The 12,447-nt window shown below is 36.1% G+C and carries 14 protein-coding genes; 1 reads left to right on the forward strand and 13 read right to left on the reverse strand.

Translation table 11 applies throughout. The annotated features are described in order from the left end of the window. Positions 1-10 precede the first annotated feature (10 nt). The 11 genes from JF53_RS09120 to JF53_RS09170 all read right to left on the reverse strand — a co-directional run bounded on the left by JF53_RS09120 (position 11) and on the right by JF53_RS09170 (position 10,975). Positions 11-1,780 (reverse strand): ATP-binding protein, encoded by a 1,770-nt coding sequence (locus JF53_RS09120; protein ID WP_083443594.1) that lies wholly within the window; start codon positions 1,778-1,780, stop codon positions 11-13. Further along, the gene (locus tag JF53_RS09125; protein ID WP_047980013.1) at positions 1,780-2,496 is read right to left on the reverse strand and encodes a response regulator transcription factor; all 717 of its coding nucleotides are present in this window, start codon (positions 2,494-2,496) and stop codon (positions 1,780-1,782) included. Before JF53_RS09125 ends, JF53_RS09120 begins: the two co-directional genes overlap by 1 nt. Positions 2,497-2,634: 138 nt before the next feature. After that, positions 2,635-3,828 carry a c-type cytochrome biogenesis protein CcsB gene (gene ccsB, locus JF53_RS09130; RefSeq protein WP_047980012.1) on the reverse strand — a complete coding sequence of 398 codons (1,194 nt, stop codon included), beginning with the start codon at positions 3,826-3,828 and terminating at the stop codon, positions 2,635-2,637. A 20-nt stretch (positions 3,829-3,848) separates the two neighbouring features. Next, the gene (resB, locus tag JF53_RS09135) at positions 3,849-5,567 is read right to left on the reverse strand and encodes a cytochrome c biogenesis protein ResB (protein ID WP_047980011.1); all 1,719 of its coding nucleotides are present in this window, start codon (positions 5,565-5,567) and stop codon (positions 3,849-3,851) included. A 19-nt stretch (positions 5,568-5,586) separates the two neighbouring features. Continuing rightward, a complete protein-coding gene (resA, locus tag JF53_RS09140; protein WP_047980010.1) occupies positions 5,587-6,162 on the reverse strand; it encodes a thiol-disulfide oxidoreductase ResA in 576 nt (191 codons plus the stop codon). Positions 6,163-6,212: 50 nt separating this feature from the next. Next, complete coding sequence (locus JF53_RS09145) at positions 6,213-6,956, reverse strand: pseudouridine synthase (protein WP_047980100.1); 744 nt, start codon at positions 6,954-6,956, stop codon at positions 6,213-6,215. A gap of 216 nt (positions 6,957-7,172) precedes the next feature. Beyond that, on the reverse strand, positions 7,173-7,703 hold the full coding sequence (locus JF53_RS09150; RefSeq protein WP_047980009.1) for a spore maturation protein: 531 nt from the start codon (positions 7,701-7,703) through the stop codon (positions 7,173-7,175). A 1-nt stretch (position 7,704) separates the two neighbouring features. Beyond that, on the reverse strand, positions 7,705-8,289 hold the full coding sequence (locus JF53_RS09155; protein ID WP_047980008.1) for a nucleoside recognition domain-containing protein: 585 nt from the start codon (positions 8,287-8,289) through the stop codon (positions 7,705-7,707). 1 nt (position 8,290) lies between these two features. Further along, positions 8,291-9,403, reverse strand: coding sequence for a D-alanyl-D-alanine carboxypeptidase family protein (locus JF53_RS09160; RefSeq protein WP_047980007.1), 1,113 nt, complete (start codon positions 9,401-9,403; stop codon positions 8,291-8,293). 239 nt (positions 9,404-9,642) lie between these two features. Then, positions 9,643-10,242, reverse strand: coding sequence for an SMC-Scp complex subunit ScpB (scpB, locus tag JF53_RS09165; RefSeq protein WP_047980006.1), 600 nt, complete (start codon positions 10,240-10,242; stop codon positions 9,643-9,645). Further along, positions 10,232-10,975 carry a segregation/condensation protein A gene (locus JF53_RS09170; protein ID WP_047980005.1) on the reverse strand — a complete coding sequence of 248 codons (744 nt, stop codon included), beginning with the start codon at positions 10,973-10,975 and terminating at the stop codon, positions 10,232-10,234. The genes scpB and JF53_RS09170 overlap by 11 nt, the downstream gene beginning before the upstream one ends. Positions 10,976-11,146: 171 nt before the next feature. On the opposite strand from JF53_RS09170, the gene JF53_RS09175 reads away from it, so the two are divergent. Next, the gene (locus JF53_RS09175; RefSeq protein ID WP_047980004.1) at positions 11,147-11,236 is read left to right on the forward strand and encodes a YjcZ family sporulation protein; all 90 of its coding nucleotides are present in this window, start codon (positions 11,147-11,149) and stop codon (positions 11,234-11,236) included. A gap of 134 nt (positions 11,237-11,370) precedes the next feature. Here the strand turns inward: JF53_RS09175 and JF53_RS09180 are convergent, their stop codons facing one another. Together JF53_RS09180 and JF53_RS09185 are read right to left on the reverse strand one after the other, a co-directional pair. After that, the gene (locus JF53_RS09180) at positions 11,371-11,730 is read right to left on the reverse strand and encodes a GNAT family N-acetyltransferase (protein ID WP_047980003.1); all 360 of its coding nucleotides are present in this window, start codon (positions 11,728-11,730) and stop codon (positions 11,371-11,373) included. 266 nt (positions 11,731-11,996) lie between these two features. After that, complete coding sequence (locus JF53_RS09185; RefSeq protein WP_047980002.1) at positions 11,997-12,446, reverse strand: site-2 protease family protein; 450 nt, start codon at positions 12,444-12,446, stop codon at positions 11,997-11,999. Position 12,447: the final 1 nt, after the last annotated feature.

The following is a 12,447-nucleotide window of genomic DNA, read 5'->3' on the forward strand; positions in this document are numbered from 1 at the left end:
AAAAACAAGATTAACTTTCTTTATTCTGCGGAAGTTTAAAATGAAATGTCGTTCCAACTTGTAACTTACTTTTGACGGTAATCGTACCATTATGTGATGTTACGATATTTTTAGCAATCGATAGTCCAAGACCTGTTCCTTTTACATGCTTCTGCCTTGTACGTGATTTATCCGCCTTGTAAAATCGTTCAAATACAAATGGTAAATCATCTTCAGGTATTCCACTTCCACTATCTTCAATCGATACTTCAAATGCCGCTGGATCATTATGTACATGTACTTTTACAAATCCACCTTGATTCGTATGGCGGATTGCATTATCAATCAAGTTGGTAAATACTTGTTCCATTCGATCCGGGTCAAAACACGCATAGGATTCGGTAATGTTGTTCACCAACATAAATTCAATCTCATTTTCATCAGCAATCCCTTTAAATTTACGATAAATGCGTTCTACATATGGTGTGATCTCAACTTTTTCAAGTTTAAGTGACAAATGCCCTGCTTCCATACTAGCTAAATCAAGTAGTTCGTTTACAAGTCGACTTAAACGCAGTGATTCCTCGTAAATAATTTGTGCTAATTCATTTTTCTCTTCTTTTGATTCGGCGATATCATCAACGATAGCCTCACTATAGCCTTGTAGCATTGATATCGGTGTTCGTAATTCATGTGAAACATTGGCAATAAAATCTTTCCGCAACTTGTCTAATCGACGTTCTTCTGTCATATCACGCATTACGGCCACTGCACCACGAATATAAGCTTGATCATATAATGGTGTCATAATCATTACCCAGGTCCGACCCTGTATGCTTATTTCCTCTAATACTTCTTTTTCCCCATCAATTACGGCTTGCAGCAGCTCATAAAGTTCATTGGGAAGCTTTTGTTTGCCATCAGACTGAACAATATTCTTCTCAAAATACCAATCTTCAATAAATCGCTCGGCAGGTCCATTGGTCGCAATAATATCCCCGTTGCGACTTAATGTAATAACACCATCTGCCATGGAATTAACAATACTTGATAGTTGCTCCTTCTCCTGTCTTAAGGCGTTAATATGAAACTTAAGCTGTCTACCCATATGATTAAACGCCATAGCTAGTTCGCCAATTTCATCATGTGTTAAGATAGGTACCTTCGTATTAAACTCGCCTCTTGTTAAATCAAAGGCAGCCTCACGCATCTTAATTAATGGTGATGTAATACGAGTAGATAAAAAGAACGCAAATATCGTCGTTAATACTATTGCAACACCAGCAGCTCCTAAAATAATTTTCGTCGTTTCAGATTTTGTTTTATCTACTACCGACAGTGACTGGTAAACCAATACAGCTGCATCTGTGTTTGGTACTGAAATACCAACAAGCATTACCCCTAAGTCTTGATTAGGAATTTGAATTTGTTTTTTTACTGGCTCTGTATTTGTCAATACTTCAGAAATGGCCGAATTATCCATAAACCATTCTTCATTTAAATTGGATAATTCTACATCTTCCGTATCAGAAGCCCATGTTGTCCCATCAGAAAAAACAATCAGAACTTTACTTTGTGGGTCTTTTACTCGATCAGTTGTTTCGTAAATAAGTGAATTGTCTTCGTGATTTTCTACCATGACCGATAGCTTGATGGCAGTTTGTGCCAAATCTTCTTCTGCTTCTTGGATATGAAAGTTCTCGAAGAATTCTAATAGAAAAATTGTCAGTACAAATAATACAAAAGAAACTAGCAACATAATTGTCACTGCTAGTTTCCCAACAACACTACGCCAAAACATTATTCATCATCTACCTCAAACTTGTATCCAACTCCCCAAACCGTAACAATCATTTTTGCGGCTTCTTTGGAAACATTATTTAATTTTTCTCGTAAACGTTTAACATGTGTATCAACAGTGCGCAAATCACCAAAAAATTCATATTGCCAAACATCTTTTAGTAATTGTTCTCGGTTAAACACTTTATCTGGCGATTTAGCTAGATAGCATAATAATTCATATTCCTTAGGTGTTAAGCCTACCTCTTGCCCATCTGCTGTTACGCGATGTGCATCATAATCAATTGTAATATGTGGGAACACTAATAAGTCTTTCGTTTGTCCATTTACTTCACCATATCCTTTTGTAGCTGTTCTTCTTAACAATGCTTTCACACGAAGAACAACCTCGCGAGGGCTAAATGGCTTAACGATATAATCATCAGTGCCAACTTCAAATCCTTGTACTCGATTTGTCTCCTCACCCTTAGCGGTAAGCATAATAACAGGTGTGTTTTTTTCTTTTCGTAATTCCTGACAAACCTCAATACCATCCATTTCTGGCATCATAATGTCTAACAGTATGACATCATATTCATTGTGCAGTGCTAGTTCTAGTCCTTCAACACCATTTTCTGCTTCTTCAACTATAAATTCTTCACGTTCTAAATACATCCGAATTAAGCGGCGGATTCTTTCTTCATCATCAACTACAAGTACCTTTGCACTTTTATTCATTGATATGCTCCCCCTTCAAAAAATTCAACTATATATAATATAGGAATCTACATACTAGTTCCAAGTATATACCATGTAATTAAAAAAGCATAAGAAAACACAACAAAAAAGCGAGTATGTCATGTCTTCTTATACTTGTTATGCGTAGGAATGAAGTCCAGCTAATACAAGATTTACTACAATTAAATTAAACATAATAATAGCAAACCCAACAACAGCTAGCCATGCAGAACGCTCTCCATGCCATCCTCTAGAAAGTCTAAGGTGTAGGTATGCCGCATAAAAGAACCAAGTAATAAGTGCCCAAACTTCTTTTGGATCCCAACCCCAAAAGCGATCCCAGGCTATTTGTGCCCAGATAGAGGCAAAGATTAAGCCACCTAAGGTAAATACAGGGAATCCAATTGCAACAGCCCGGTAATTGATTTCGTCTACTAAATCAGGATTAACGTTCTTCAGTAATGGTTGAATCGCTGCTCCAACTCGCTTCCGAAGTAGTAAACGAACTAATCCATAAATGATACTACCAACTAAAAACGACCAAATAACGGTGTTGAATTTTTTACCGGCATCAGCACCATGCATCCATGCAGGAGTATCAAATAATGGCTGCATAACGTTTTCAGTTAACAATGTCCCATCATTAGGAGCAGCAATAGCTGGTAACGTATATTCACTCGTTAATGTTTTATTACTTAGTTCATACTCAAAGCTCGCACTATAACCCATCGCATTAAAGACTGAAGTACTTACGATAAAGCCAATGAATAAAAATAAAGAATAGATTACTATTTCTAATGATATCGTTCGTGCACTACGTACAGATTGATCAACCTGTCTTACCAGATAGATTAATCCTGCAACAAAACTTATAAATAATATACCTTGGCCTAATGCAACAGTAGAGACATGGATTGCTAACCAATGACTTTGTAGAGAAGGTACTAAAGGTGCTACCTCTCTAGAAAACATGCTAGCATAAGCAATAATAATCATTGCAATTGGTAAAGCAAACAGTCCCAATACACTTAGCTTATAGATAAAGTAAATAATGATAAAAGCAAAAACTAAACACATCCCCAGGAAGGTTGTAAATTCAAACAAATTACTAACAGGAGCATGTCCGGCTGCCATCCACCTGGTAATAAAATAGGTCAGCTGGGCGATAAACCCTATTATCGTAAGGGTTATCGCAATTTTACCAGCAAATCCTCTTTTCGATTTGTCGCTAGTCTTATCTTTTATCGTTGCACCAAAGAATAAAGTTGCAACTAAATATAAAATAAACGCAGTAAATAACGCCGTACTACTAGTACTTAATAAACTCTCCATGAGCTTCCTCCTTCAACACCTTACTTCTCTTCATTTTGATCTTCTACCATCACTATCGAAGTTCCAGCGATAGCTTTCTCAATATCTTTCTTTAACCCAAACCAGTTTTTATTAGTATGTCCTGCTAATAATACATTTCTACCTTTTGGATGAATCCATATTCTACGATGTTGCCAGTACATCCCCTGGATAACTCCTAGCATGAAGATAATTGCACCAATGGCAAAAATCGGAATTGTTAAATCTCGTCTTACAGTAAGACCACTTTTTCGGTCAAAATCAATTGAATCAATTAAAATACGATATTGGTTTTCGCCTGTTGGATCAACAGAAGGAGCAAATGAGCCAATCACATTTCCCATTGGTTGTAACTCAACTACAGAGGTATCAATACCTAAATCTTCTGCCGCACCAATTACATCACCAACAAAACTAATCTCGTAGTCTTCACTTTCTGGTGGAAAAAGATTAAACACAAATGCTGGATTGTTAGAATCCTTTGTAATGGATTTAACTCCGTCATCTGTTATTTGATAATCTGGATAGTACTCTGCCACATCAATTTTAAAGCCATTATCTAATTCATAGGTTGATTGCGGATCAAATAAATCAATGGTAAATTCACCAATTGCATCTGCTTCTGGGTCGTTCATTTCATAGACTCTAAAGGTCATCTTTGAGAATTCATTTAATTGATATCCTTGTTGATAAAGAGCATATCCATCGAGCTTCAGTGGTGCATTCATGCGAATTTCTGCTTCTGTAACTTTTTCCATTTCGGTTTCAGCACCAATAACTTCCGAATTCTTTGGCCGGTAGATAACGACATTACTTTGGAAATTACTCGGAACAATAACCCCTTCTTTTTCTAGAGCATCTTTAAACCGCTCATCATTTTGATCATAGGTCTCTAGGATAAACGCTTTGTTTTCGATGTAGTATTCTCCATCTGTACCTGGGATTACCTTAAGCTCCCCTTCACGTACCCAGACATAATCATCTAAATACATTAATGGTGTCGTTCGTAATAATGCAGCTAACAGAATGATAATTAGACCGATATGATTCACATACGGACCCCATCTAGAAAATCTACCCTTTTCTGCTACAACATGTCCATCTTCTTCTTTTATACGGTACCGTTGTTTTCGTAACCGTTCTTTAACGATATCTAAATCATTCACGTCAGCGTTTTCACTTTCACTGTAGTAACGCTGGCGGTTGATAAATGACTCATGACGCTTCGGCTTTTGTCTTCTTAATGCTTTATATAATGGAATAAATCGATCAAGACTACATACAACAAGTGAAATACCAATAAGGGCAATTACAATCAAGTACCACCAGGAAGCGTATAAATTATGAAAGCCTAATTGATAAAAGATTTTACCGAAAATACCATATGTCTCCGGATAAAATATTGCCGGATCCCTTGATATGGCCTCGGCTGGTATATATTGTTCCTGTGGTAGTAAAGTTCCTATACCTGACGCGATCAATGCAATCAGGATTAACCAAACACCTACCTTAACCGAAGAAAAGAAGTTCCATATTTTATCAACGATTGTTTTGTTGTATGTTTTTGACCTTCTTGCACTACCCTCATATCGCATATTCAGTAATTTCTTTGTATCATTACCGTCAATATGCTGATTCATTTCAATTGGCTTACCACACGCTTCACAGAGTACTGTTCCTTCTGGATTCACGTGTCCACATTCACATTTAATATGATTCATTACTATCCCTCACTGATAATTATGATTCTGGACGAATTTGCTCTAAATATCCTTCTAATCGTTCAAGCGTTAACGGTCCTTCCACTATTTCCACTATCTCTCCATCAGGATTAATAAAAAATGTACTCGGTATCGGCCCGATTTTATATAAATCACGAATTTGGTCCTTTGTGTCACGCGGTACTGGGAAAGTTAGTTCATATTTATCAATGAAACGATCAACAACTAATTCTGTTGTATCAAGATTCACTGCAACTATTTCTACCCCTTTTTGTTGATATTCTGGGTATACTTTTTGCATATATGGCATTTCTGCTTTACAAGGCTCACACCAAGTTCCCCAAAAGTTTAACATGACGCCTTTTCCACGAAAATCACTTAAACGTATGGTCTCTAAATCATTATTGTTATTTATTTGTGCTAATTGAAAATCTGGTGCTTGATCCCCTATGTCATAAATCGTTTTATCCTTCGATAAATTTACAACCAAGGCATAGACAACAGCTAATATTAGTAAACTTAAGATTATAGAACGGAAAATCAAACGGTTTTTCTTCTTTTTTGATTTGGTTACCTTTGCTTGCTCAACACGCACTAACACCACTCCCCGCCCAATTATACCATTTATTGGAGAAGAAAATTTGTCTAATCTTCAACAATTTTAGAAGCAAGATTACGCATTTGCTTTACTTCCTTTGGATTAAGCTTACGATACTCTCCTGCTCTCAACCCATCTAATGTGAGTAAGCCATACCGCTCTCGTTTCAATTTTAATACCGGAAATCCTACCTGTTCCATCATGCGTCTTACATGTCTGTTTTTCCCTTCCCGTAATGTTAGCTCGAGAATGGTCGTATTTTTCTTTTTGTCTGTAGAAATAACCTGGTAGTTAATAGCTTTAAGTAATTCACCTTTATCCTTTACACCTTTTCGCAATCGCGCTAAATCCATTTTTGAAGGAATACCTTTTATCTTCGCTACATATCCCTTTTCGACTCCGTATTTCGGATGCATCACTAAATTTGCAAACTCCCCATCATTCGTTAGGAGTAAAAGGCCTGATGAATCATAATCTAATCTACCAATTGGATAAATTCTCTCCTCTATTTCTGGAAAGAAGTCGGTTACAACTTTTCTTCCTTTATCATCCGATACACTGGATATAACGCCTCTTGGCTTGTAAAATGCATAATAAACCGGTGGCTCTTTGACTAGTTGAACACCATCCACCTCAATGATATCATCTGGGGAAACCTTGGTACCTAATTCGGTTACAACCTTACCATTTACTTTTACTTTCCCTGCTTCGATAAGTCCCTCTGCCTTTCTTCTTGATGTTATACCGCTTTGCGCAATAACCTTCTGCAGACGTTCGTATGTATTTGTCATATTATCACCATTAATCCCTATCTCTGTTATGTTTACTGCCATTAAAATAGCGATAACCTTACGTTACCTTAAAATAATGTCAGATTCCCATCAAGTTTGAAAAAATAAGTGTGGAACTTTTAAGTAACCCACAATCGTATACGTGCTTGATGATTGTTATTATAACACTTAAAGCCATATTTACAAAAATAAGAGAACAGATCGAAATCTGTTCTCTTAACCAAATACTAATGTAACAATAATGATTGCTGAAATAATTCCAATTAAGTCAGCCAGCAATCCGACCTTTAATGAATACCCCATTTTTCTAATACCAACTGCACCAAAGTATACCGTTAAGATATATAAGGTTGTGTCGGTACTTCCCTGCATCGTAGAGGCTAATCGACCAATAAACGAATCAGGTCCGTGGGTTGCGATTAATTCACTCGTTATTCCGAGTGCCGCAGAACCCGAAATCGGCTTGACAAGTGCTAACGGTACAATTTCTGGTGGAACACCGACATATAATAAGATTGGAGAAATCAAGCCAATAATTGCATCGAGTGCTCCTGAGCTTCGAAATATAGCAATAGCAACAATCATTCCTACTAAAAAAGGAAGTAAAGAAAATGCCATACTAACACCTTCTTTTCCTCCTTCAACAAACAATTCATATGTCGGTACTTTTCGCCAGGAGGCAACCAATAAAACAACTAGAATAAACACTGGTATTATCCATATACTTACTTGTGCAATTACCCCCATGTTATTTCCTCCATACACTCCGATAATAAAATATCCGGTCAATGATAATGGCACTTAAGGTAGAAGCTATAGTTGCTAGAATCGTAGTCCCTACTATCTCAGTAGGGGCAGCAGAATCATATTGCATTCGTATAGCAATTACTGTGGTAGGAATAATAGTTAAACTAGAGGTATTGATTGCTAGAAAAGTAATCATCGACCTTGATGCTGTATCAGAACCGCTTAGTTGCTTCATCTGCTCCATTGCCTTTATTCCCATCGGTGTAGCAGCGTTACCGAGCCCAAAAATGTTAGCTGTTATATTGGATAAAATATAACCTATTGCAGGATGATCCTTAGGAATATCTGGAAATAACCGTTCCACAATAGGTCGAAATAGTTTCGCAAGGACGGCTAAAATACCAGCTTCTTCTGCAATTCTCATGATTCCTAACCAAAAGACTAAGACACTAATTAACCCAATAGATAACGTAACAGCTTCGTCCGTACTTTCAAAGATCGCTTTATTCACTTCATCCATCGTGCCATTAAACATTGCATATATGATTCCAATAATCGCCATAAATGCCCAGATTAGATTAACCATATTAGCTCATCCTAAAAATTTGTTTAAAAACGGCTATGATGTCAGCGAAAAAATTGGATTTTTGCTCTGGCTTATCAGCTTGAAATATTGCAACTTCAGCTATTGGACTATCATCTAAAACATAAAACTGCTTTCCAACAATAGTTTTTTCAAATTCTTTGTGGAGCGGCTCAACAGGAACTACTTTACTAGTTACTTCTTCTTTTTCATTTTCAGTTAATGGATAAACAACATCTTCTGAGGTGAATCCCTTCACTTGTTCGCCAGAATGCAGAGGGACATTAATAATTCCTTTTTTTGATAACGAATGCATATCATAGTTTTCAAACCCCCACTCAAATAGATTCATATGATCACGCCAATCATCTGGGGCATCTAACGTGACGACAATTAAATCCATTCCGTCTTTGGAAGCAGTTGACACAAGCGTTCTACCCGTTTGTTTCGTAAAGCCTGTTTTACCACCGGTACAATATTTATAAAAAACAGTTAGTAATTTATTTTTATTACGCCAGCTATAGTCACGATTCTCCGATTTAAAGGATGTTGAACCAGTTATTTCAACAAACTGCTCATTATTCATGGCATAACGCATAAGGAGAGCCATATCATAAGCTGAAGAATAATGAGTCTCGGAATCTAGTCCATGTGGATTATCAAAATGGGTATTGGTCATGCCTAACCATTTTGCTTTTTCATTCATTAAAAACACAAATCCTTCTTCACTGCCCCCCACATGTTCAGCAATAGTTACTGCGGCATCATTACCTGAACGTAGCATTAGGCCATAAACTAGATCTTCCAATCGCATCTTTTCTCCCTGTTTTAAATAAATCGAAGAACCTTCCGTATAAACCGCTTCTTTACTCGCGGTAGCTAGTTCGCTCATCTTACCAGATTCTATCGCTATAATGGCCGTCATAATTTTCGTTATACTGGCGATGCTCTGTCTTTCATGTGCGCCCTTTTCAAACAAAATTCTACCAGTTGATTGTTCTAGTAATACCGCATTATTTGCTGATACAGATGGTGTAGACGTAGCAGCATGTCCAACTATTGGAAAAAATAAACTTACCAACACAACAGATAATACCATCAAAATACAAACCCGCATTGTGTGTCCTCCCATTATGAAAAACGATATTCTCGGCTAATACTAGCCGTTGGATTACTCGTTATCGCAGTAAAAATATAAAAATTTTACTATACATTTTATGTTTAGACGAGTTGATTATGCTAAAAAAACGTAGCATTATGTTAAATTCAAAAGTAGCCATAACCAAAAGAATAGCGAGTAACATCATCCGTTGATGACATTACTCACTATTCATGTAGGTGTTACATTCTATTCGTTTATTGTTTAGTCGATTCTTCTAGCTCACTAAATCGATCAAAGAATAAATCAGCCTCTTCCTCTAGTTCATGTGCTTCCATATTCTCTGGTAATGGTGGTAATTCCTCTAATGAGGTTAACCCAAAATAAGTTAAAAAGTCTTTTGTCGTACCGAATAATACCGGACGTCCAACTCCATCCTTCCGCCCGACTTCTTCTATTAGCGATCTAGCAAGAAGGGTTTGAACTGGTCGATCACTTTTCACACCACGAATATCATCAATTTCTGAGCGTGTAATCGGCTGTTGATAAGCAATTATCGCAAGCGTTTCTAAAGCTGCCTGTGACATTCTACTTGCATGTGGTGTTTCAAGTAGTTTTTTATAGTATTCACTATGCTCTGGTTTAGTTGTTAAATGGAACACATCATGTGATTGCATAATCATGATCCCACGACTAGTATGCTCGTAATCATATTTCAATTCTTCAATTAAGTGTTCAACAGACTTAACCGAAATATCCATAATTTTTGCAAGCTCTTTGATGGTGATTCCTTCATCACCACAAGCAAATAACAACCCTTCAACTATGGCTTTAACATTTTTCATGTTATTCTTCATCCCCCGAGTAAAATACATATAACGTATCGAAGTGTTTCGTTTGTTTACAGGTAACCTGATTAATCTTCATCAATTCGAGTATCGCCATAAAGGTAACAACAATATGGGATTTGGTTCGTTGTGTAAACATTTGATCAAATGAAATACCAGTTTTTCGTGAACGTTTTACAAGCTCTAATACCTCGTCCATTCGTTGTTCAATTGGTACTTCGGCTTTTTGTATTCTCGTTTCCAGTGGTTCCTTCCATTTCTTTCTTTCTAGCATTTTACCTAATGCACCAAGCATATCGTAAATGGAAATATCCCCTTGTACAATTGTTTTTTCAACGGTTAAGTCCTCAAAAATAACTGGTGGTCTTGTGAAAATTTGGTTTGCCTCCAGCTCTTTTTCTTTAAAGGTTTCTGCCGCCTCCTTAAATTTACGATATTCGATTAAGCGTTGCATCAATTCTTCTCTAGGATCTTCTATATATTCCTCATTTTCATCATCGAGTTCTTGATTAGGTAACAGCATTTGACTCTTGATTGCAAGTAGTGTAGCGGCCATTACTAGGTATTCACTTGCAATATTAAGCTCCAGATGCTGCATTGTGTGAATATAATTCATATATTGCTCCGTAATTTGGGCAACTGGGATATCGTAAATATCGATCTCATATTGATTAATAAGATGTAATAACAAATCAAGCGGACCTTCAAATGTAGCTAATTTTACTTGATATGCTTGATTCATATGGCTCGCCCTTTCTGAATTAGAGTTGATTTTTTCCTATAACACTCTAAAGATTTTTTATAGTTATCTTGTATAATCGCCTATACATCAAGATAGATATCTACATAAATTATTAGCGTAAGATAAATGTTACCCAAAACATTTATTTAAGTTTAAAAAGGAGGAATTATAATGGGTGCAGGATATAATTACGGTGGAGGATTTGCTTTAATCGTAGTATTATTTATTCTTCTAATTATTGTTGGTGCTGCTTGGTTCTAAACTAATAATTCTTAGCTACGATTAATATGATTCCACAACAACTGAATGATTTTGTAATAAAAACCAGCCCTAAGCTAATTTAGGGCTGGTTTTTTTCATGTAGAAATGGTAATTTCTAGCGTCAAATGCTTCCCTTATCCAAGCTCATCTTCCTGTATACAATGCTTGTAGTATTGTTCAATGGATTCTTCTGCGATAACTTCATACTTATTATCGTACAGTTTTTTTATTTCGTGAACCATTTTTTTACCGACACCAGAATTTCGATGAGATGGATTTACTGAAATATGCTGAATAGTTGCCTTATCACCACTTAGGCGAAGACCGATAGCACCAATCACATCCTCTTCTTTCCATAAGTAAAGATGCCAATCTGGATTGGTCTCATATTCTTTAATGGTATGCTGCAATTTTTTTATATCCTTTTCTTCTGGCATAAAAGATAATAAACCCATTGCAATTTTTTCGGAATTTTTTTTATAACGATTTAACATAGTTACCCCTCATTATGTGTATAACTTTAATACAGTTGATTAAAGCAATAAATAAAGATTAGTTTTTAATTGGAGTTATATATATTTATGACCTATTAAACTATATTTGTCAAATTCACTTAGTTACTGGCTAATGATGATCCAATAGATAAATCCCCACGTGATACTAACCAGACTTAAGATTACAAATAATAGAATATTTTTTGTGCGCTGTTTCAATTTGTTCCATCCTTTATTAGCATAGACAAAAGCTTGTTCTTTTAAAACTATTTACCAAATATTTCCTTGAGCACGATATAACCATCCGATGCTTGGTCTTTCATCTTAAACGGAATACAGTTCATCATAAATAGCCAACCATTATAAAGCATAATAAGTAAGAGAAACTCATTTCTAACTACTTCATACAAAAGGTAACAGATGAAAACAGCTATTGCATTAAACAAGGGTCCTAATAAGGTTATATAGATTACCTCATATGACTTGTATGTTCTATCTCGTCTGCTTTCGGTTACACCAGCGGAAATAAATACTATTCCAATAACAATCTCAATCTGGTTAATTGCAACTTGAAATACTTTTCTTCCCCTGCCAATATGTACTCTAATTGCATCTGCTTTGGCAAGCTTTGCACCAGTCAAATGCCCTAATTCATGAATTAGATTACTTATTGGGGCGACAATAAATACGAGAAACAGCAATAAAATGATATTCATA

The organism is Ornithinibacillus contaminans (assembly GCF_001038425.2).
GTDB classification, from domain to species: domain Bacteria; phylum Bacillota; class Bacilli; order Bacillales; family Amphibacillaceae; genus Ornithinibacillus; species Ornithinibacillus contaminans.